At 69.7% G+C, this 21431-nt stretch carries 22 protein-coding genes; 21 read left to right on the forward strand and 1 reads right to left on the reverse strand.

The genetic code is table 11. The annotated features are described in order from the left end of the window. Positions 1 to 5: 5 nt before the first annotated feature. The 5 genes from DIE08_RS24010 (at position 6) to DIE08_RS24030 (ending at position 5148) form a co-directional block, all read left to right on the forward strand. The gene (locus DIE08_RS24010) at positions 6 to 197 is read left to right on the forward strand and encodes a hypothetical protein (protein ID WP_124903926.1); all 192 of its coding nucleotides are present in this window, start codon (positions 6 to 8) and stop codon (positions 195 to 197) included. A 10-nt stretch (positions 198 to 207) separates the two neighbouring features. Further along, positions 208 to 1257, forward strand: a complete 1050-nt coding sequence (locus DIE08_RS24015; protein WP_124903928.1) for a ferredoxin--NADP reductase — start codon at positions 208 to 210, stop codon at positions 1255 to 1257. Between the two features lie 46 nt (positions 1258 to 1303). Further along, on the forward strand, positions 1304 to 2890 hold the full coding sequence (locus DIE08_RS24020) for a FadD3 family acyl-CoA ligase (protein WP_124903930.1): 1587 nt from the start codon (positions 1304 to 1306) through the stop codon (positions 2888 to 2890). A 37-nt stretch (positions 2891 to 2927) separates the two neighbouring features. After that, positions 2928 to 3701 carry an SDR family NAD(P)-dependent oxidoreductase gene (locus tag DIE08_RS24025; RefSeq protein ID WP_124903932.1) on the forward strand — a complete coding sequence of 258 codons (774 nt, stop codon included), beginning with the start codon at positions 2928 to 2930 and terminating at the stop codon, positions 3699 to 3701. Between the two features lie 793 nt (positions 3702 to 4494). Beyond that, positions 4495 to 5148 carry a hypothetical protein gene (locus DIE08_RS24030; RefSeq protein ID WP_124622850.1) on the forward strand — a complete coding sequence of 218 codons (654 nt, stop codon included), beginning with the start codon at positions 4495 to 4497 and terminating at the stop codon, positions 5146 to 5148. 10 nt (positions 5149 to 5158) lie between these two features. On the opposite strand, the gene DIE08_RS24035 is transcribed toward DIE08_RS24030, so the two are convergent. Continuing rightward, a complete protein-coding gene (locus DIE08_RS24035; RefSeq protein WP_124903934.1) occupies positions 5159 to 5371 on the reverse strand; it encodes a hypothetical protein in 213 nt (70 codons plus the stop codon). A 171-nt stretch (positions 5372 to 5542) separates the two neighbouring features. On the opposite strand from DIE08_RS24035, the gene DIE08_RS24040 reads away from it, so the two are divergent. From DIE08_RS24040 to DIE08_RS24115, 16 genes are all read left to right on the forward strand, one after another. Beyond that, positions 5543 to 6439 (forward strand): VOC family protein, encoded by an 897-nt coding sequence (locus DIE08_RS24040; protein ID WP_124903936.1) that lies wholly within the window; start codon positions 5543 to 5545, stop codon positions 6437 to 6439. Between the two features lie 9 nt (positions 6440 to 6448). Further along, positions 6449 to 7342, forward strand: a complete 894-nt coding sequence (locus DIE08_RS24045; RefSeq protein WP_124903938.1) for a CoA transferase subunit A — start codon at positions 6449 to 6451, stop codon at positions 7340 to 7342. A 10-nt stretch (positions 7343 to 7352) separates the two neighbouring features. Then, the gene (locus tag DIE08_RS24050; protein ID WP_059600542.1) at positions 7353 to 8150 is read left to right on the forward strand and encodes a CoA-transferase subunit beta; all 798 of its coding nucleotides are present in this window, start codon (positions 7353 to 7355) and stop codon (positions 8148 to 8150) included. A gap of 8 nt (positions 8151 to 8158) precedes the next feature. Then, on the forward strand, positions 8159 to 9085 hold the full coding sequence (locus tag DIE08_RS24055) for an enoyl-CoA hydratase (protein WP_124622842.1): 927 nt from the start codon (positions 8159 to 8161) through the stop codon (positions 9083 to 9085). Beyond that, complete coding sequence (locus DIE08_RS24060; RefSeq protein ID WP_124903940.1) at positions 9082 to 10170, forward strand: nitronate monooxygenase family protein; 1089 nt, start codon at positions 9082 to 9084, stop codon at positions 10168 to 10170. The genes DIE08_RS24055 and DIE08_RS24060 overlap by 4 nt, the downstream gene beginning before the upstream one ends. Before the next feature lie 25 nt (positions 10171 to 10195). After that, a complete protein-coding gene (locus DIE08_RS24065) occupies positions 10196 to 10999 on the forward strand; it encodes an enoyl-CoA hydratase family protein (RefSeq protein ID WP_059600539.1) in 804 nt (267 codons plus the stop codon). Beyond that, positions 10996 to 12165 carry an acyl-CoA dehydrogenase family protein gene (locus DIE08_RS24070; protein WP_124903942.1) on the forward strand — a complete coding sequence of 390 codons (1170 nt, stop codon included), beginning with the start codon at positions 10996 to 10998 and terminating at the stop codon, positions 12163 to 12165. The genes DIE08_RS24065 and DIE08_RS24070 overlap by 4 nt, the downstream gene beginning before the upstream one ends. A gap of 35 nt (positions 12166 to 12200) precedes the next feature. Then, the gene (locus tag DIE08_RS24075; protein WP_124903944.1) at positions 12201 to 13268 is read left to right on the forward strand and encodes an acyl-CoA dehydrogenase family protein; all 1068 of its coding nucleotides are present in this window, start codon (positions 12201 to 12203) and stop codon (positions 13266 to 13268) included. After that, complete coding sequence (locus tag DIE08_RS24080; protein WP_124622833.1) at positions 13268 to 14419, forward strand: acetyl-CoA C-acetyltransferase; 1152 nt, start codon at positions 13268 to 13270, stop codon at positions 14417 to 14419. Before DIE08_RS24075 ends, DIE08_RS24080 begins: the two co-directional genes overlap by 1 nt. 41 nt (positions 14420 to 14460) lie before the next feature. After that, positions 14461 to 15339 (forward strand): SDR family oxidoreductase, encoded by an 879-nt coding sequence (locus DIE08_RS24085; protein ID WP_124903946.1) that lies wholly within the window; start codon positions 14461 to 14463, stop codon positions 15337 to 15339. Positions 15340 to 15342: 3 nt separating this feature from the next. Then, the gene (locus tag DIE08_RS24090) at positions 15343 to 16584 is read left to right on the forward strand and encodes an acyl-CoA dehydrogenase family protein (protein WP_124903948.1); all 1242 of its coding nucleotides are present in this window, start codon (positions 15343 to 15345) and stop codon (positions 16582 to 16584) included. Further along, positions 16581 to 17783: an acyl-CoA dehydrogenase family protein gene (locus DIE08_RS24095; protein WP_124903950.1), complete on the forward strand. Its 1203-nt coding sequence runs from the start codon at positions 16581 to 16583 to the stop codon at positions 17781 to 17783. The genes DIE08_RS24090 and DIE08_RS24095 overlap by 4 nt, the downstream gene beginning before the upstream one ends. Further along, positions 17780 to 18580, forward strand: coding sequence for an SDR family oxidoreductase (locus tag DIE08_RS24100; protein ID WP_124903952.1), 801 nt, complete (start codon positions 17780 to 17782; stop codon positions 18578 to 18580). The genes DIE08_RS24095 and DIE08_RS24100 overlap by 4 nt, the downstream gene beginning before the upstream one ends. Beyond that, positions 18580 to 19065 (forward strand): MaoC family dehydratase, encoded by a 486-nt coding sequence (locus tag DIE08_RS24105; RefSeq protein WP_124903980.1) that lies wholly within the window; start codon positions 18580 to 18582, stop codon positions 19063 to 19065. The genes DIE08_RS24100 and DIE08_RS24105 overlap by 1 nt, the downstream gene beginning before the upstream one ends. 23 nt (positions 19066 to 19088) lie before the next feature. After that, positions 19089 to 20294 carry an acetyl-CoA C-acyltransferase gene (locus DIE08_RS24110; protein WP_124903954.1) on the forward strand — a complete coding sequence of 402 codons (1206 nt, stop codon included), beginning with the start codon at positions 19089 to 19091 and terminating at the stop codon, positions 20292 to 20294. A gap of 168 nt (positions 20295 to 20462) precedes the next feature. Further along, positions 20463 to 21422, forward strand: coding sequence for a sialidase (locus DIE08_RS24115; protein WP_124903956.1), 960 nt, complete (start codon positions 20463 to 20465; stop codon positions 21420 to 21422). Positions 21423 to 21431: the final 9 nt, after the last annotated feature.

Below are 21431 nucleotides of genomic sequence, written 5' to 3' on the forward strand. Positions count from 1 at the left end.
GACTCATGACACGCAGACTGAACCGCAATATCGCGAACGGTGCGGACACAACGATCATGCGAGCGCTTGTGCTGTTGATCGGTGCTGCGGCAACGCAGGTGCTCAATGCGTTCGCATGCATCGCACCGGCGCTCGCGTCGAACCCGGCACGGGTCCGCACGAGCGAAACCGGCCGGCATGCGGCCGGTGCGGCATGAGGAGCCGGCGATGAGCGATTCCCGTTTTCACCGGCTGACCGTTGCCGACGTCATTGCTGAAAGCGACGACGCATGTTCGTTCGTGTTCGACGTGCCCGCCGCGTTGCGCGATGCGTTCGCATACCGGCCCGGCCAGTTCCTGACGCTGCACGTGCCGTGTGCCGACGCGACCGTCGCACGCTGCTATTCGCTGTCGAGCGCGCCGGGCATCGATGCGGCGCCGAAGATCACCGTCAAGCGCGTGCGCGACGGTCGCGCGTCGAACTGGCTGTGCGACCGCATCCGTGCGGGTGATGCGCTCGACGTGCTGCCGCCGGCCGGCGTCTTCACACCGCGCACGCTCGACGGCGACCTGCTGCTGTTCGCCGGTGGCAGCGGCATTACGCCGGTGCTGTCGATCCTGAAATCGGCGCTCGTGCACGGCCGCGGGATGCTGACGCTGATCTATGCGAACCGCGACGAGCGCTCGGTGATCTTCCGCGACGAACTGCAGCAGCTGGCGCACCGCCATCCGGGGCGCCTGCGCGTGATCCACTGGCTCGACAGCGTGCAGGGCGTGCCGCAGCAGCGGCATCTCGAGGAACTCGCGCGGCCGTTCAGCCAGCAGGAAACGTTCATCTGCGGGCCGGCGATGTTCATGGAAAATGCGCTCTCCGCGATGCTCGGCCTCGGGCTGCCGCGTGCGCGCGTGCATGTCGAGCGCTTCGCGTCGCTGCCCGATGCGCCGGCGCAGACCGATCCGGCGGCATCGTCCGCAACGACCGCTGCGGCTGACTCCGGCGATGGCGCGGCGATCGAGACCGTGCTCGACGGTGAGGCGTTCGCGTTCGACAGCGCGCCCGGCGAAACACTGCTTGACGCAATGCTGCGCGCCGGGCTGCCCGCACCGAATTCCTGCCGGATGGGGCAGTGCGGCGCATGCATGTGCCGGGTCGAACGCGGGGAGGTGGCGCTTGACGGCAACCACGTGCTCGACGACGACGAGATCGCGGCCGGCTGGACGCTCGCCTGCCGCGCGCGGCCCGCGAGCGACGCGCTGCGCGTGGTGTTCCCCGATTGAGCCGTGGCGCGCCGGCGGCGCGCGCGGCAACCCTGTTGCGATGCCTATGACGATGGACAACGAAATCCTCACCACGCCCGCGCTGATCGCGCGGGCTGCCGCGCGCCACGGCGCGCATCCGGCGATCGAGTCGGAACACGGCCGGCTGACCTATGCGGAACTCGATGCGGCGCGTCTCGAAGCGGCGCGCGCGCTGCTCGCGAGCGGCATCGACGCCGGCGACCGGATCGCCGTATGGGCGCCGAACCTGCCGCAATGGATCGTCGCGGCGCTGGCGATCCACACCGTCGGCGCGATTCTCGTGCCGGTCAACACGCGGATGAAGGGCATGGAGGTGGGCGGCATCCTGCACGACGGCGGCGCGCGGCTGCTGTTCTGCTGCGGCACCTTCCTCGGCGAATCCTATCCGGCGATGCTCGCGCCGCACCGGCCCGCGACGCTCGAACGCGTCGTCGTGTTCGACGGCGACCCGCCGTCCGGCTCGCGCGACGAAACCTGGAACGCGTTCCTCGCGCGCGGCGCGGCGGTACCGCTCGCCGCCGTGCGCGAGCGCGAGGCGCAGGTGACACCGGATACCGTGATGGACCTGATGTTCACGTCCGGCACGACGGGCCGCCCGAAGGGTGTGATGACGGCGCACGGACAGAACCTGCGGGCCGCGCAGGCGTGGGCCACGATCGCCGGCGTGCACCAGGACGACCGCTACCTGATCGTCAATCCGTTTTTCCATACGTTCGGTTACAAGGCGGGCTGGCTCGCCGCACTGTCGAGCGGTGCGACCGTGCTGCCGCATCTCGTGTTCCAGCCCGCCGACGTCTTGCGGCGCATCGCCGACGAACGCGTGTCGGTGCTGCCCGGCCCGCCGACGCTGTACTACGCGCTGCTCGATACGCCCGATCGCGCGACGCGCGACCTGTCGTCGCTGCGGATCGCGGTGACGGGCGCGGCCGCGATCGCGCCGAGCCTGATCGAGCGGATGCGCGCGGAGCTCGGCTTCGAGACCGTGCTGACCGGCTACGGGCTGACCGAATCGTGCGGGTTCGCGACGCTGTGCCGTCATGGCGACGACGCGCAGACGATCGCCTGCACGTCGGGCCGGCCGATGCCGGGCGTCGAGTTGCGTATCGCGGGGCAGGACGGCGCGGCGCTCGGACCAGACGAGACCGGCGAGATCTGGGTGCGCGGCTACAACGTGATGCGCGGCTACTTCAACCAGCCGGACGCGACGCGCGAAACCGTCGACGCGGACGGCTGGCTGCATACCGGCGACCTCGGCTGCGTCGACGCGAACGGCAACCTGAAGATCACCGACCGGATCAAGGACATGTTCATCGTCGGCGGCTTCAACTGCTATCCGGCCGAGATCGAGCGGCTGCTGGCCGCGCACCCGGCGATCGCGCAGGTTGCGCTGGTCGGCGTGCCCGATACGCGGCTCGGCGAAGTCGGGCATGCGTACGTCGTGCTGCGTCCCGGCGCGCACACCGACGCCGCCGCGCTGAACGACTGGGCGCGCAGCAACATGGCGAACTACAAGGTGCCGCGGCACTTCACGTTCGTCGAGCAACTACCGACGAGCGCGGCCGGCAAGGTGCTGAAGTACCGGCTGCGCGCGGGAACCGAAGCGGCGGCCTGACCGCCGGCGCGCGATATGTCACCAACGGGATGAACGCATGAACGACACGGGATTTCCACAGGGCGCGGTGCTCATGTTCGGCGGCAGCGGCGGGATCGGGCAGGGCGTCGCGCTCGAATTCGCGCGCGCCGGCGTGCCGGTCGCGCTCGGTTATCGCAGCAAGGCCGACGTGGCAGAGCGTGTCGCGCGCGACCTGCGCGGCACGGGTGTCGCGGCCACCACGCATTGCGTGGACGTGACCGATCCCGCGCAGATCGATGCGGCGCTCGCGGCTGCGATCGACGCGCACGGCCGCGTGCACACGATCGTGTGGGCGGCCGGCCCGTTCGTGAACCAGCGCCGAATCGGCGACATGACGCACGACGACTGGCGGCGCGTGATCGAGGTCGAGACCGTCGGCTTCTTCAACGCGGCGAAGGCCGTGTTGCCGCATTTCCGCGCGTCGGGCGGCGGGTCGTTCGTGACGCTCGGCTCGGCCGGGCATTTGCGCTGGCCGGACCGAGATGGATTGTCGGTCGCGCCGAAGGCGGCGAACGAAGCGCTCGTAAGAGGGCTCGCGCGCGAGGAGGGCCGTCACGAGATTCGCGCGAATTCGATCCTGGTCGGCGTGATCGAGGCGGGGATGTTTCCGGTGCTGCTCGAACAAGGGCAGTTCGACCAGGCATGGATCGACGAGACGCAGAAAATGCTCGCGCTCAAGCGCTGGGGCAAGGCGCACGATATCGGGCGCGCGGCGGTGTTTCTCGCGTCGGACCGCGCGAACTACATCACGGGGCAGCAGTTGAACGTGTCAGGCGGGTACGGGTTGTAGCGGATGCAGGGGGCCGGCTCGGACGAGCGGGCTCGGTAGAGGAACGCGTCAGTTGCTCCCGGCGCCGGATCTGCATACCGCCGGCGAACGGGATCGTCGGCCCACATTGCATGTATCGATGCGTATGAACGGCCATCCCACCAGCGACTGGTTGCGCACGCATCGTCCTCGGTATTCACCCTGACCCGTATCACGCGATCTCGCCTCTCGGACCACGAGCGGTTCGCGCGAGGTCACGTTGATGAAACATTTTCTTCCGTGCGTGGCGTCACACGCGCTTGCCGGCCGTTGCGACTTCGCGTGCGCCGACGGCCGCGCACGCTTTCCCGGCGCGCGTCGCGACGCCCGATTCGCTGCTTCCCGGCACCGGGCACGGCGCTGACGCGCCGAAAACAGATGCGCTTCTGAAACATTTCCGTCGATTCCCTCCCGCGTAACCCCGGACGTCAGGCCGCGACGCTTGTCCCGCGCCGGTCCGCGCCGCATGGCACACGCCTTGCGGTTAGGCCGGGGCCGCTCGACACAACCGCGACCGATGGCAACGACGAATCGCGGGAGCGGCACGCAATGACATCGAAATATCGGGGATCGGATCGCGCCGCAGGATGGTGGCCGGTCGTGTCGGACGCGCAATGCGTCGTATCGGCGACACGAACGGACACCACACGTGTGATCCGTCAAATAGCAAGCTTGCTTGCGAGATGTCGTGCCGGGGGGCCCGCTGCGCGTGGCGGCATGCGCTGCACGCGGCGGGTCGGCGCGCCCGGCACATGTCGGGGAGACGCCCGTGAAAATGACAATGAACCAATGGGCTGCGCTGGCGATGGTGTTCGCGGCTGGCGCGCACGCGCAGGAAATCTACCTGCAGGGCGGCACGCAAGGCGTCGGCATCGGCGCGGCCGTGAGCTTCAACTCCGTGCTGGGCGCACACGCGGATTTCAATGCGATCAATCTGACGCATGACTTCACCGTGGCCGGCAATCGCTATCAGGACGACATCAAGCTGCGGCAAGGCGGCCTGTATGCGGACATCTTTCCATGGCGCGGCAGCGGCTTTCGCGCGACGATCGGATTGCGCTTCACCGACGACGAAATCCGCGGCGTGTCGGTGCCCACCAACGGCACCTACGTCTTCGCCGGCAAGCGCTACCCGGCGCTGCCCGGGATGTACGCGGTCGCGGAGGCGCGCTATCCGACCGTGATGCCGTATGTCGGGATCGGCTACGGGCATCGGCCGGCGTCGAAAGGGCTCGGCTTCGTCGCCGATCTGGGTGTCGCATACGGGATTCCGCGCTGCTCGTACACGCTGTCGCCGGAACTCGCCGCCGCGGCCGGACCGCAGAAGAGCCAGATCCTGACCTCCAGCGGCCTCGACGAACTGAACCGGATGATGTCGCGATATCGGTGGTATCCGGTCCTGCAGATCGGGATCTCGTATCGCTTCTGAGCAGGACGTGCTACTGGATGCGGATCAGCGCGGCGCTCACCGGCGCGACCCTCACGGCCACCTGCTGTTTCGCGACGGCAAGCGTCTGCTGCGGCGTGCCGTTCCATGCGCCATTCAGCGCGACCGCCTGCCCGCCGAACGTGATCGGTGTTCCGCCGTTGTAGATGCCCGGATTGGCGAGCTGGACACCCGTTGCGTCACCTGACGAAGCGAGCGTCATCACTGCAATGTCGTTTGCGGCGCCGCAGCAACGCGGCATCGTTTCGCTGCGCGCACCCGCCGCGCCACGCTCTCTCTCCCCGCAGGCTCTCGTCCCAACAGACGATGTGACGCCATCCCCGACCGGCCAGAATCCTTTCACGAACAACGGAATCTGAACCTGGAGGAGGCCGACATGATCGATGTCCGTGCGCTCGGCTACGTCGTGGTCGAGGCGACCCGCGTCGATGCGTGGCGCCGCTACGCGGAAGACGTGCTGGGCATGCAGGCGCTCGACGCGCCCGACGGCGCGCTGTACCTGAAGATGGACGAGCGCGATTTCCGCTACGTGATCGTTCCCGGCACAACCGACCGCTATTTCGCGTCGGGCTGGGAGCTGCCCGACGGCGCCGCGTTCGACGCCGCGCTCGCTGCGTTGCAGCGCGCGGGCATCGAAGCCGTGCGCGCCACGCGCGACGAGGCCGCGCTGCGCCGAGTGCAGGCCATGGCGTGGTGCACCGACCCGTCCGGCAATCGCCACGAGCTGTACTGGGGCGCGCGCTGCGACTTCCGCCGCTTCGTGTCGCCGCTCGGCGTCGCCCGCTTCGTCACCGGCGACATGGGGCTCGGCCACGCGGTACTGCCCGCGCCGCAGTTCGACGCGACCGACGCATTCGTGCGCGGCGTGCTTGGCTTCGAGCTGTCCGACATCTACCGCGTGAAGTTCACGCCGGACCCCGCCGAACCCGAGAAGCGCATCCACTTCATGCACTGCCGCAACGCGCGCCATCACAGCCTCGCGCTGTTCGAGATGGCCGTGCCGTCGGGCTGCGTGCACGTGATGGCCGAAGTCGACTCGATGGACGAAGTCGGCCGCGCGCTCGACCGGGTCGCCGCGCACGACGTGAAGATGTCGGCGACGCTCGGCCGGCACTGCAACGACCAGATGATCTCGTTCTACATGAAGACCCCCGGCGGCTTCGATCTCGAATACGGCTTCGGCGGCCTCACGGTCGACTGGTCGAAGCACGCGGTGTTCGAGGCCACCAAGGTGAGCCAGTGGGGCCACGATTTCAGCATCGGATACCGGTAAGCCAGCACGATGACGATGAAACCTCTCGACAAGACGATGTCCGCGCGCGACGTGGTCGCGCAACTCGCCGACGGCATGACCATCGGCATCGGCGGATGGGGGCCGCGGCGCAAGCCGATGGCGCTGGTGCGCGAGATCGCGCGCTCGAACCTGAAGGACCTGACGGTCGTCGCCTACGGCGGCGCCGACGTCGGCCTGCTGTGCGCGGCGGGCAAGGTGCGCAAGGTGGTGTTCGGCTTCGTGTCGCTCGACGTGATCCCGCTCGAACCGCATTTTCGCCGTGCCCGCGAACACGGCCGTATCGACGTGCTCGAACTCGACGAAGGGATGCTGCAGCTCGGCCTGCGCGCGGCCGCCGCGCGCCTGCCGTTCCTGCCGACCCGCGCCGGGCTCGGCACCGCGCTGCTCGATCACGCGCCGCAACTGCGCACGGTCAAGTCGCCGTACGACGACGGCGAGACGCTGCTCGCGATGCCGGCACTCGAACTCGACGTCGCGCTGCTGCACGTGAACGCGGCCGACCGGATGGGCAACACGCGCATCGACGGCCCCGATCCGTTCTTCGACGCGTGGATGGCGCGCGCCGCGCAGCGCTGCTACGTGTCGGCGGAAACGGTCGACGCGTCGCTCGCGACCGAAGACCTCGATGCCGCGAAACGCAACCCGTTCGAGCGCTCGCTCGTCACCGGCGTCGTGCATGCGCCGGGCGGCGCGCACCCGACGTCGTGCGGGCCGGCCTACGGCTGGGACCTGCCGCACCTGCGCGCGTACTGCGCGAGCGCGGAAGACGATGCGAAAACGGCGGCGTACCTGCGCGACGTGGTCGGCCAGGACGAGCGCCAGTATCTCGAAGGCGTCGGCGGCCTGCCGCATGTGACGACGCTGCCGTTGCCGATTCTGTAAAGGAGCGCCTGTGAGCGAATCTCTCGACCATTCCCTCGCGGAACTGATGATCGTCGCGTCCGCGCGACTCTGGCGCGACGACGGCGAAGTGCTGGCGACCGGCATCGGCACGGGTCCGCGGCTCGCGGCCGGCCTCGCGCGGCTCGCCTACAACAACGGTCTGATGCTGACCGACGGCGAGGCGTATCTCGTCGAGGAGCCGGTCCCGCTCGGCCCGCGCCCCGACGGCCATCGCGTGAAGGCGAGCGGCTGGATGACCTACGAACGCGTATTCGACTGCCTGTGGCACGGCCGCCGCCACGCGCTGGTGATGCCGACGCAGATCGACCGCTTCGGCCAGGCGAACATCTCGTGGCTCGGCGACGACTACGCGCGTCCGAAGACGCAGCTGCTCGGCGCGCGCGGCTTCCCCGGCAACTCGACGAATCACGCGAATTCATTCTTCGTCAGCGGCCACGGCAAGCGCACGTTCGTCGAAGGCGAAGTCGACATGGTCTGCACGGTCGGCTACAACCCGGCGCGCCGGCTGCCCGGCATGAAGACCTTCGTCGACCTGCGCAGCATCGTCACCGACCTGTGCGTGATGGATTTCGGCGGCCCCGATCACGCGATCCGCGTGCGTTCGCTGCATCCGGGCGTGAGTTTCGACGAGGTGCAGGATGCGACCGGTTTCCCGCTGGTCGCCGCACCGGAACTCGGCACGACGGCCGCGCCGAGCGCGGAAGACCTGCGCATCGTGCGTGCGCTCGACCCTCACAACCTGCGCGCGACGATCGTGCGCAACAATCCGGCGCCGCGCCGCGGATGAGGTCCGACATGGAAGCGACCCAGATGACGTTCGGCGAAGGTGTCGTCGACTACGCGGTCGAGGACGGCATCGCGACGATCACGATGAACCGCCCGGAGTATCACAACGCGCAGAACTCGAAGATGACGTATGCGCTCGACGCGGCGTTCCGGCGCGCGTCGCACGACGACGCCGTGAAGGCGATCGTGCTCGCGGGCGCCGGAAAGCATTTCTCGGCGGGCCACGACATCGGCACGCCGGGCCGCGACATTCACGAGTCGTTCGACCGCGCGTCGCTGTGGTACGACCACGTCGACAAGGAGGGCGGCGAATTCCTCTATGCGCGCGAACAGGAGGTGTACCTCGGAATGTGCCGGCGCTGGCGCGACCTGCCGAAGCCGACCATCGCGATGGTGCACGGCGCGTGCATCGCGGGCGGGCTGATGCTCGCGTGGGTATGCGACCTGATCGTCGCGTCGGAGGACGCGTTCTTCGCGGATCCGGTCGTGCGGATGGGCATTCCGGGCGTCGAGTATTTCGCACATGCGTACGAACTGAACCCGCGCATCGCGAAGGAATTCCTGTTCCTCGGCGAGCGGATGCCGGCCGAGCGTGCGTACCAGATGGGCATGGTCAATCGCGTGGTGCCGCGCGAGCGGCTGCGCGACGCGACTTACGCGATCGCCGCGAAGATCGCGACGATGCCGCGTCTCGGCCTCGCGCTGACCAAGCAGGCGCTGAACCACGTCGAGGAATTGCAGGGCAAGCGCGCGGCGATGGATGCGGCCTTCGCATGGCATCACTTCGCGCATGCCCACAACGAGCTCGTCAGCGGCGACCGCCTCGGCGGCTACGACGCGCGCAAGATGGCCAGCTCGCAGCGCAGGCCGGCGGAGACCGACGGCGAAGGACGCACCGATGCGGCACCGGCCGCCGTCAACGGAGCCGCGGCATGAGCACGACGCTGCATACCCCGTTGTGCGATCTGCTCGGCTGCCGCTACCCGATCGTGCAGACCGCGATGGGCTGGGTGGCAGATGCACGGCTCGTCGCGGCGACCGCCAACGCCGGCGGCTTCGGCTTCCTGGCCGGCGCGACGCTGGAGCCGGAGCAGGTCGAGGCCGAGATCCTGAAGGTGAAGTCACTGACCGACAAGCCGTTCGGCATCAACTTCCACATGTTCCAGAAGAACGCCGCGCAGGTGGTCGATCTCGCGATCAAGCACCGGCTGCGCGCGGTCAGCTATGGCCGCGGGCCGGACGCGAAGACGATCCGCCGCTTCAAGGACGCCGGCATCGTCTGCATGCCGACCGTCGGCGCGCCGAAGCACGCGGCGAAGGCGGTCGAGCTCGGCGCGGACGTCGTGACGGTGCAGGGCGCGGAAGGCGGCGGCCACACGGGCTCGGTGCCGACCACGCTGCTGCTGCCGAAGGTGCTCGACGCGGTGCGCGTGCCGGTGGTCGCGGCCGGCGGGTTCTTCGACGGGCGCGGGCTGGCTGCTGCGCTCGCGTATGGCGCGGCCGGCATCGCGATGGGCACGCGCTTCCTGATGAGCGCCGAATCGCCGGTGCCGCGCGCGACGCTCGACCGGTACGTCGCGGTCGGCGACCCGGCGCGGATCCGCGTGTCGGACGCGCTCGACGGGCTGCCGCAACGCATGATCGACAACCCGTATCTGCTGAAGCTAGAGCGCTTCGGCCCGCTGCGCCGCACGCTGTTCGCGCTGAAGACGGCCGAAGCCTGGCGCCGTCAGAACGGGCTGCGCACGACCGACATGCTGGGCCTCGCGATCAAGGCGCTGCGCTCGCACGACTACACGGCGAGCCAGACGCTGATGGCCGCGAACGCGCCGTTCCTGATTCAGCGCGCGATCGTCGAGGGGCGGCCGGACGAGGGCGTGCTGCCGAGCGGCCAGGCGGCCGCGATGATCGGCGCGATCGAATCGTGCGACGCGCTGATCGCGCGGATCGTCGTGGAAGCCGGCGAGCGGCTCGACGCGCTGGCCGCGTTGCGCGGCGCGACGGCGACCCACGCGGCTTGAAAGACATCACAGGGAGGCAGTGGAGATGACTACATCCAAACAACCGGGTGGCGCGATGCCGTTCCGGATCGAGCGCGCCGACGGCATCGCCGAACTGGTGATCGCCCATCCGCCCGTGAACGCGCTCGATGCGCAGGGCTGGCATGCGCTCGCGCGGGCGCTCGATGCGCTCGGCGAGGACGACGACGTGCGCGTGATCGTCGTGCGCGGCGAAGGCCGCGGCTTCTGCGCGGGCGTCGACATCAAGGAACTGGCCGCGCATCCGGAACGGATCGTGTCGGTCAACGCGGGCAACTACGAGACGTTCCGCGCGGTGCACCGCAACCCGAAGCCGGTGATCGCGGCTGTTCACGGCTTCGTGCTCGGCGGCGGGATCGGCATCTGTGGCGCGGCGGATATCGTCGTCGCGGCCGATTGCGCGCGCTTCGGCGTGCCGGAGATCGACCGTGGCGCGATGGGGGGCGGCGCGCATCTGCAACGACTGTTCGGCGTGCAGAAGGTCCGCACGATGTACTTCACCGGCGAGATGATCGACGCGGCCGAAGCATATCGGCTCGGCGCGGTCGAGCAGGTCGTCGCGCGCGATGCGCTGCGTGACGCGGCGCGCTCGATCGCCCGCAAGATCGCGGACAAGAGCCCGGCGATGGTGCGGCTCGCGAAGGAGGCGCTGAACGGCGTCGAGGACGGCGATCTCGAGGACAAGTACCGCTGGGAGCAGGGCTTCACGCTGCAGGCGTACATGACCAACGACTCGACGGAGGCGCGTGCCGCGTTCGTCGAGAAGCGCGACGCGCGGTTCGACGCGCAAGCCGAGGAGGCACGCGCATGAACCTGACCTATACGCCGCAACAGCAGGCGTTCCGCGCGGAAATCCGCGAATGGCTCGCCGCGCACGTGCCACGCGAGCGGCTGCCGAGCTTCGACACCGAGGAAGGCTTCATCGCGCACCGCGAATGGGAGCGCACGCTGCATTCGGGGCGCTGGAGCATGGTCACGTGGCCGCGCGAGCTGGGCGGGCGCGGTTGCGACCTGATCGAGTGGCTGATCTTCGAGGAAGAGTACTGGCGCGCCGACGCGCCGATGCGCGTGAACCAGAACGGCATCTTCCTGCTCGGCCCGACGCTGATGGATTTCGGCACGGCGGAGCAGAAGGCGCGCTTCCTGCCGGCGATGGCGGCGGGCGAACACGTGTGGGCGCAGGGCTGGTCGGAGCCGAACGCGGGCTCGGACATGGCCGCGATCCGCACGACGGCGATCCGCATCGGCGACGAATACGTGCTCAACGGCCAGAAGATCTGGTCGACACGCGCGGTGTGGGCCGACTGGCTGTTCGGGCTGTTCCGCAGTGATCCCGAATCGTCGCGTCACCACGGGCTCACGTTCCTGATGGTGCCGCTGTCGACGCCGGGCATCACGGTGCGGCCGATCCGCCAGCTGAACGGGCAGACGGGCTTCGCGGAAATCTTCTTCGACGACGTGCGCGTGCCGGTCGAGAACCGCCTCGCGGCCGAAGGCGCGGGCTGGCAGGTCGCGATGGCGACGGCCGGCTTCGAGCGCGGGTTGATGCTGCGTTCGCCCGCCCGTTTCCAGCGCACCGCGCAGGCGCTGCGCGACCTGTATCTCGCGCACCGCGACAGCGCGGATCGCGACCCGACGCTGCGCGAACGCGTGGTGTCCGCGTGGATGGATGCGCAGGCGTACGCGCTGTCGACCTACGCGACCGCGAGCCGGCTGCTGAAGGGCGGCCATATCGGCGCGGAGTCGAGCACCAACAAGGTGTTCTGGTCGGAACTCGATTTGCGGATGCACCAGACCGCGCTCGACATCCTCGGCGCGCACGGCGAGGTTGTCCCGCAGTCGGCCGCGCAGCACGCGATGCTCGGTCACTGGCTCGACGGCTTCCTGTTCGCGCAGGCCGGCCCGATCTATGCGGGCACCAACGAGATCCAGCGCAACATCGTCGCCGAACGGATGCTCGGCATGCCGCGCGCGTAAGCGCGCAGGCGCCACCCTCACTGAACGGACATCGTATGGATTTCGTATTCGATGAAGACCAGGAAGCGCTCGCGGACAGCGTGAAGCGCCTGCTGATGACCGAGATGACCCCGGAGCTGATCCGCGAGCTGTGGGCCACGCCGACGGGCCGCTCCGACGCGCTGTGGTCGCTGTTCGCGTCGCAGGGGCTGACCGCCGTGTCGGTACCCGAGGCGCACGGCGGCCTCGGCCTGACCGAAGCGGAATGGGCGCTGCTCGCGCAGACCTACGGTTATTTCGGCAGCCCGGAGCCGCTGCTCGACACGGCGCTCGTGTCGGCCGGCGTGCTCGCGCGACTGCCCGCCGCGGACTGGCGCGACGCGCTGCTGCGCGACATCGCCGAAGGGCGCGCGCGTGTCGCGCTCGTGCATCCGGTGAACCCGTATGCGGCCGACGTGCACGTCGCGCAAGCGCTGCTGTGCGAGCACCGCGGCGAGCTGCACCGCGTGGATCCCGCGCAGTGCGCGTGGCGCCCGGTCGACAGCGTCGACCCGTCGCGGCGCCTGTTCACGCTCGACTGGGAGCCGTCGGCGGCCACGCGCATCGCGAGCGCCGACGAAGCCGCGCCGCTGCTCGATCGCGCGCTCGACCACGGCGCGTTTGCAGTCGCGGCGCAGCTGCTCGGCCTCACGCAGCGCGTGCTTGACGTCGCGATCGACTACAGCGCGCAGCGCAAGCAGTTCGGCAAGGCGATCGGCTCGTACCAGGCGCTCAAGCATCTGCTCGCCGACGTCGCGATTCGCTATGAGTTCGCGCGGCCGGTGGTGGCGCGCGCGGCCCAGGCGATCGCCGACGATCATCCGCAGCGCGCGGTGCTGGTGTCGCACGCGAAGCTCGCGGCGACCGCCGCCGCGCAACTGGCCGCGCGCCACACGATGCAGGTGCACGGCGCGATCGGCTACACGTGGGAGCTCGACCTGCAGATCTTCATGAAGCGGATCTGGGCGCTCTCCGGCAGCTGGGGCGACAACGCATTCCACAAGGCCCGCGTGGCCGACGCGATCGTCGGCCGCGCATTGCCGATCGGCCCCGCGCAGACCTTCGACTTCGAGGAAACCCACTGATGAAACAAGCCTATATCGTCGACGCGCTGCGCACGCCGACCGGCCGCCGCAAGGGCGGGCTCGCGCACGTGCATGCGGCGGACCTCGGCGGCTTCGTGCTGAAGACGCTCGTCGAACGCAACGCGATTCCGGCCGACGAATACGACGACGTGGTATTCGGCTGCGTCGACACGATCGGCCCGCTCGCCGGCAACATCGCGCGCACCTGCTGGCTCGCGGCCGGGCTGCCGCTGCAGGTGCCGGGCGTGACGGTCGACCGCCAGTGCGGCTCGTCGCAACAGGCCGTGCATTTTGCCGCGCAGGCCGTGATGAGCGGCGTGCAGGACGTGGTGGTCGCGGGCGGCGTGCAGACGATGACGCAGATCCCGATCTCGTCCGCGATGACGAGCGCGGCGCCACTCGGCTTCAACGACCCGTTCTCGGGCAGCACCGGCTGGCGCGCGCGCTTCGGCGACGCGCCGGTGTCGCAGTTCGTCGCGGCACAGCGGATCGCCGATCACTGGAACCTGTCGCGCGACGCGATGGAGCGTTACGCGCTGGAAAGCCACCGCCGCGCGGTGGCGGCGATCGAGGCCGGCCATTTCAAGCGGGAAATCGTGCCGCTCGAAGGCGTGATGCACGACGAAACGCCGCGACCCGACACGTCGCTGGAAAAGATGGCGACGCTCGAACCGCTGATGCCGGGCGGCTCGCTGACGGCCGCCGTCGCGAGCCAGACCTGCGATGCGGCCGCCGCGTTGCTGATCGTGTCGGAGGACGCGCTGAAGCGCTACGGGCTCACGCCGCGCGCGCGCATTCACCACCTGAGCGTGCTCGGCGACGATCCGCTGTGGATGCTCACCGCGCCGATTCCGGCGACCAAGGCCGCGTTGAAGAAGAGCGGGCTCGACTGGTCGCGGATCGACGTTGTCGAAATGAACGAGGCGTTCGCGTCGGTCGCGCAGGCGTGGCTCGCCGACACGCGCTTCCCGCACGAGAAAACCAACCCGAACGGCGGCGGCATCGCGCTCGGTCACCCGCTCGGCGCGACCGGCGCACGGCTGATGACGACACTGCTGCACGAACTGGAACGTATCGGCGGCCGTTACGGATTGCAGACGATGTGCGAAGGCGGTGGCCTCGCGAACGTCACGATCATCGAGCGCCTGTGAGCGCGGCACTTTCACGATCTCTCGATCCAGGAGGCACAAGCATGGGAATCTGTAACGGACGCACCGCCATCATCACCGGCGCCGGCGGCGGGCTCGGGCGCGAATACGCGCTCGCGTTCGCGGCCGAAGGCGCGGCGGTCGTCGTCAACGACATCCGCCACGAGGCCGCGCAAGCCGTGTGCGACGAGATCGCACGACGCGGCGGCCGCGCGCTCGCGAATGCCGACGACATCACCAGGATCGACACAGCGCAGCAGATCGTCGATGCCGCGCGCGAAGCGTTCGGCGACGTGCACGTGCTGGTCAACAACGCGGGCATCTGCCGCGACAAGATGTTCACCAGCATGACCGAAACCGACTGGGATGACGTGATGCGCGTGCATCTGCGCGGCCACTTCTGCCTGTCGAACGTGCTGGCGCGCGTGTGGCGCGACGCCGCGAAGGCCGGCAATCCGGTCGACGCGCGCATCGTCAACACGAGTTCCGGCGCCGGGCTGCAAGGGTCGATCGGTCAGTCGAACTATGGCGCGGCGAAGGCCGGCATCGCGGCGCTCACGCTGATGCAGGCGGCCGAGCTGCAGCGGTACGGCGTGCGCGTGAACGCGCTCGCGCCGGCCGCGCGCACGTCGATGACCGAAGGCGTGTTCGCCGACATGATGAAGATACCCGAGGACGGCGGCTTCGACTACTTCGATCCGGCCAACGTCGCGCCGCTCGTCGTGTGGCTCGGCAGCCCGCTGTCGGCCGACGTGACGGGCCAGGTGTTCGAGGTCGCAGGCGGGATGATCGCGGTCGCCGAAGGCTGGCGCACCGGCCCGAGCGTCGACCGTGGCGCGCGCTGGGCGCCGGCCGAGGTCGGCCCGGCGGTCGCGCGGCTGCTCGCCGACGCGCGTCCCGCGCAGCGTGTCTACGGGAGCTGAGGCATGGATCTGGCGCTCACCGACGAACAGGCGATGATCCGCGACGCTGCGGCCGACGTGCTCGCCGAACGCAGTGCGTCCGCCGACGTGCGCCGCGCGCTCGAGCAATCGGCCGGCCGCGACGACACGCTGTGGGCCGCGCTCGCAGGCGAGCTCGGCTGGAACGCGCTGTCGCTGCCGGAGGCGGCAGGCGGGATGGGGCTCGGCGCGGTCGAACAGACCCTGTTGATGGAGCAGCTCGGCCGGCGCGTCGCGTGCGTGCCGTATTTTTCGACGGCGTGCCTGGCTGCGACCGCGCTGGCGAGCTGCCCCGACTCGCCGCCCGCGACCGGCTGGCTCGCGAAGATCGCCGAAGGTGCATGCAGCGCGACGCTGGCATTGCCGTTCGAGCTTCCGGCCGGTGCCGGGCAGTTGCCGGTCGTCGCGGAAGAAGCAGCGGGCGGCTATGCGCTGTCCGGCACGATCGAACAGGTGATCGACGGCGCGCGCGCCGATCTGCTGCTGATTCCCGCGCGGATCGCGAACGAAGGGCAGTCGATCGGCCTGTTCGCGATCGACGTCGCGATGGCGCCCGGCCTGCGCATCACGCCGCTCGACACGCTCGACGCGACGCGGCCGATCGCGCGCATCGTCCTCGACGAAATCCGTGTGAACCGCGAGGCGTTGTTCGCCGGCGGCGCCGTTGCCTCGCAGGTGCTCGAGCGCGCCGGATGGTTCGCGGCGCTCGCGCTGGCCGCCGAGCAGCTCGGCGGCGCACAGCAATGCCTCGACCTGACGCTCGACTACACGGGCCAGCGCGTGCAGTTCGGCCGCGCGATCGCGTCGTTCCAGGCCGTCAAGCATCGCTGCGCGCAGATGATGGTGCTGATTGAATCCGCACGCTCGGCCGTGCTCGGCGCGGCGCACGCATGGGATGCGGAAGCGGGCGGGGCGGTGCCGGGCGCGATGGTGCGCGGCGACGTCGCGGCTGCGAAAGCCGCCGCGAACGACGCGTATGCGTTCTGCGCGCAGGAAGCGATCCAGTTGCACGGCGGTGTCGGCTTCACGTGGGAATACGACCCGCATCTCTACTTCAAGCGCGCGCAGGCGTCGCTCGCGCAGTTCGGCAGCACGCCGCAACTGCTCGAATGGCTCGCACGCCACGCGATCGACGGCGACACGTCGCGGCGCGAGGCGGCACCGACATCGGCACAGGCGTCGATGGCCACGCGTGCGTCCGCCGCGCGCACGGGAGCACTCCAATGAACAGCGAAACGCGCGAACAGCAATTGCGGCACGAAGTCGCCGACTGGGTGCAGTCGCACCTGACCGGCGAATTCGCCTGCCTGAAATTTCGCGGCGGCCCCGGCGACGAGGAAGCGTTTCCGGAACTGCGCAAGGCGTGGGAACGGGAACTGTCGCACGGTGGCTGGACCGGCCTCGGCTGGCCGACCGACGCGGGCGGCCGTGGCTTCACGGTCGCCGAGCAGGTGATCTTCCACGAGGAATATGCGCGCGCCGGCGGCCCCGGCCGGATGGGCCATATCGGCGAAGGGCTGCTCGGGCCGACGCTCGTCGCGTGCGGCACCGACGACCAGCGCGCGCGCTTTCTGCCCGGCATTCTCGCCGGCACGCAGTTCTGGTGCCAAGGCTACTCGGAGCCGGGCGCGGGCTCCGATCTCGCGAACGTGCGCACGCGTGCGGAGCAGGACGCGGACGGCACGTGGCACGTGTACGGCCAGAAGGTGTGGACGTCGCTCGCGCACGATTCCGACTGGATCTTCGTGCTCGCGCGCACCGATCCGGCATCGAAGGGCAACAAGGGGCTGTCGTTCCTGCTGATGCCGCTCGACCAGCCGGGCATCGAGATCCGCCCGATCAGGCAGCTCAACGGCGGCGCCGAATTCAACGAAGTGTTCTTCGACGGTGCGCGCGCGCAAGCACGCGACCTGGTCGGCGCGCCGGGCGACGGCTGGCGGATCGCCATGACGCTGCTCGGCTTCGAGCGCGGGATGTCGACGCTCGGCCAGCAGATGCAGTTCGTCCGCGAGCTCGAATGGGTGATCGACGCCGCGCGGGAATCGGGCGCCGACCGCGACCCGGTGCTGCGCCAGCGGATCGGCCGCGCGTGGGCCGGGCTGCGCGTGATGCGCTACAACGCGCTACGGATGCTGTCCGGCGCGGCCGACGCGAACGGCGGCGCCACCGCACCGCTGCGCCGCGAGGCGCTGATCTACAAGTACTTCTGGTCGAACTGGCACCGCGACCTCGGCCAGCTCGCGATGGACGCGCTCGGGCCGCGCGCGAACGTGATCGATCCGGCCGACGAGAAGCTCACCCATCTGCAGCGCGTATTCCTGTTCTCCCGCGCAGACACGATCTACGCCGGCACCAACGAAATCCAGCTCAACATCATGGCCGAGCGCGGGCTCGGCATGCCCAGAGAACCACGAGGCACAGCATGACCGAAACCCAGATCCAGAAAGCGCCGGCCTACGTGCCGGGCCACCAGCTGCTCGCCGGCAAATCGGTGCTGATCACGGCCGCCGCCGGCGCCGGCATCGGCTTCGCGGCCGCGCGCCGCTGCGCGGAGGAAGGCTGCCGCGCGCTGTTCATCTCCGACATCCACGAGAAGCGCCTCGAACAGGCAGTGGAGACGCTGCGTGCCGAAACGGGGCTGCGGCAGGTCTATGGCCGCCTGTGCAACGTCGCGGTCGAGGACGACGTGCAGGCCCTCGTGGCGGATGCACAGGACAAGCTCGACGGCGTCGACGTACTGATCAACAACGCCGGGCTCGGCGGCGCCAAACGCATCGTCGAAATGGACGATGCCGAATGGTCGCGGGTGATCGACATTAGCCTTACCGGGACGTTCCGGATGACGCGCGCGATGCTGCCGCACATGCAGGCCCGCGGCCGCGGCGCGATCGTCAACAACGCATCGGTGCTCGGCTGGCGTGCGCAGGCGGAACAGGCGCACTACGCGGCGGCGAAGGCGGGCGTGATGGCGCTCACGCGCTGCGCGGCGCTCGAGGCGTCGCCTTACGGGGTGCGCATCAACGCAGTCGCGCCGAGCATCGCGATGCACGATTTTCTGAAGAAGTCGGCCTCGGCCGACTTGCTGAATCAACTGGCGTCGCGCGAAGCCTTCGGGCGCGCCGCCGAAGTCTGGGAGGTCGCGAACGTGATGGTATTCCTTGCAAGCGATTACGCGTCGTACATGACGGGCGAAGTGCTGTCGGTCAGCAACCAGCACGCATGATGGAGACGACCCTCGACCCCGTGCGCGCGACGCCCCGCGTGTTCGCGCATCCCGATGAACTCGCGGCGGCCGTCGGCTGCACGCTCGGCGCGAGCGCGTGGCTCGCGATCGACCAGATCCGCATCGACGGCTTCGCCGACGCGACGGGCGATCACCAGTGGGTGCACGTCGACCCGGTGCGGGCGAAGGACGGCCCGTTCGGCGCGTGCATCGCGCACGGCTACCTGACGCTGTCGCTCGTCAACCATTTCCTGCCGCAGATCGTGCGCATCGACGGCGCGCGGCTCGGCGTCAACTACGGCTGCGACAGGATCCGTTTCCCGGCGCCGGTGAAGGTCGACGCGCGCGTGCGGGGCGTCGGCGAGCTGCTGCGCGTCGAGCCGCTCGAAGGCGGCGTGCAGGCGTGGATCCGCGTGACCGTCGAGATCGAAGGCGAAGGCAAGCCCGGCTGCGTTGCCGACACCATCAGCCGTTACTACTTCTAGTTCCAGATTCAGAGAGCCAGCTCATGGAAGACGCAGTCATCGTTTCCGTCGCACGCACGCCGATCGGCAAGGCGTTTCGCGGCATGTTCAACGACACCGAGGCGCCCGCGCTGGGCGGCCACGTCGTGCGCACCGCGCTCGAACGCGCGGGCGTCGCGCCGGTCGACGTCGATGACGTGCTGATCGGCTGCGCCGCGCAGCAGGGTACGCAGGGCTACAACATCGGCCGCCTGTCGGCCGCGGCGGCGGGGCTGCCGGCGTCGGTGCCCGGCATGGCGATCGACCGGATGTGTTCGTCGGGCCTGATGTCGATCGCGAGCGCCGCGCGCAGCATCGGCGCGGGCGACGCGCGGATCGTCGTCGCAGGCGGCGTCGAATCGATCTCGCTCACGCAGAACAAGCACAAGAACGGCTACCGCGCGCGTTCGCAGGCCGTGCTCGACCACCAGCCGGCCGCGTACATGGCGATGATGGAAACCGCCGAGATCGTGTCGCGCCGCTACGGGATCTCGCGTGCGGCGCAGGACGAATTCGCGCTGCAGAGCCATCAGCGCACGGCCGACGCGCAGGCGGCCGGCCGCTTCGACGCGGAAATCGCGCCGCTCGACGTGATGCGCGCGCTGTTCGACAAGGAAGGCAACCTGACCGGTCACGAGGCCGTGCGCGCGGCGCGCGACGAAGGCGTGCGCGCCGATACGACGGCCGAGCGGCTCGCGGGGCTCAAGCCATCGTGGAGCGGCGGCAAAGTCGTCGAGCAGGGCGAGTTCGTGACGGCCGGCAACGCGTCGCAGCTGTCGGACGGCGCGGCGGCGGTGGTCGTGATGTCGCGCGCCGAAGCCGCGCGTCGCGGGCTCGCGCCGCTCGGCACCTTCCGCGGGCTGGCCGTGGCCGGCTGCGAGCCGGACGAGATGGGCATCGGCCCGGTGTTCGCGATCCCGAAGCTGCTGGCGCGCTTCGGGATGACCGTGCGCGACGTCGGGCTGTGGGAGCTGAACGAGGCCTTCGCGTGCCAGGCGCTGTATTGCCGCGACACGCTCGGCATTCCCGACGAGCGGCTGAACGTCGACGGCGGCGCGATCGCGCTCGGCCACCCGTTCGGGATGTCGGGCACGCGGATGACGATGCACGCGCTGCTCGAAGGCGCGCGCCGCGGCGTGCGGCATGCGGTCGTGACGATGTGCATCGGCGGCGGGATGGGTGCCGCCGCGCTGTTCGAGGTCGGCGCGTAACGGCATTCGACGCAGCCGCACCGGCTGCCGGACCGGCAGCCCGGAACGGCCGCCATCCATTCGGAACCATGCGAGGCCGCGGCAACGACCGACGGCCCGGAGACTTGCAGCGGCAGGGCGAGCGCGTCGGCGCGGGCCCGGGCCGCTTGCCAGGACAGGAGACAACCGATGAAACGTACCTTGCCAGGACTCACGATGTCGGCGCTTGTGCTCGGCGCCGCGCTGTTCGCGTTCTCGCCGCGACCGCTGCCGGCGTTCCCGGTCACCGCGATCCATGCGGACCGCCTGCAGATCAACGGGCTCGCCCGCGCCGGCACGCGCATCGTCGCGGTCGGCGAGCGCGGCGTGATTCTGCTGAGCGACGATGCGGGCCGTCGCTGGCGGCCGGCCTCGGTCACGCCCGATCAGGGCTCGACGCTCACGCAGGTGAGCTTCATCACGCCGACGCTCGGCATCGCGGTCGGCCACGACGGCCGGATCGTGCGCAGCGACGACGCGGGCGTGCACTGGCGCGAGGTCCACAGCGACCACGCGCGTTCCGATCCGCTGTTGTCCGTCTGGGGCAGCGCGAACGGCCCGCTGTTCGCGGCCGGCAGTTTCGGCCAGCTGCTGCGCTCGGACGATGCCGGACTCACGTGGCAGCCGCTGAAGACGCCGGCGGGCGACCGCCACCTGAACGCGATTGTCGGCGACCGCCACGGCAACCTGCTGATCGCGGGCGAGAGCGGCACGCTGCTGCGCTCGACCGACAACGGCGCAACCTGGGACACACTCCCGTCGCCGTACGCAGGCTCGCTGTTCGGCGCGCTGATGCTGGCGAACGGCGACTGGGTCGCGTACGGCATGCGCGGCAACGTGCTGCGCAGCACCGATCGCGGCGCGACCTGGACGCACGTCGACAGCCGCGTGCCGGTGTCGTACTTCGGCGCGACCCAGCTTGCCGACGGTGAACTCGTGCTGGTCGGCCAGGGCGGCGCGATCGTCGCGTCGCGCGACGGCGGCCTGACCTTCGACGTGCGCAAGCTCGGCGGCGTGCAGAGCCTCGCGGCCGTGCTCGACATGGGCTCCGGCGCGCTGCTGCTCGGCGGAGAGGCCGGCGTCGCGCCGCTCGCCGCGTCGCCGTCCTGATGCGCGGCG

The sequence above is a fragment of the Burkholderia sp. Bp9004 genome (assembly GCF_003858025.1).
GTDB lineage: Bacteria > Pseudomonadota > Gammaproteobacteria > Burkholderiales > Burkholderiaceae > Burkholderia > Burkholderia diffusa.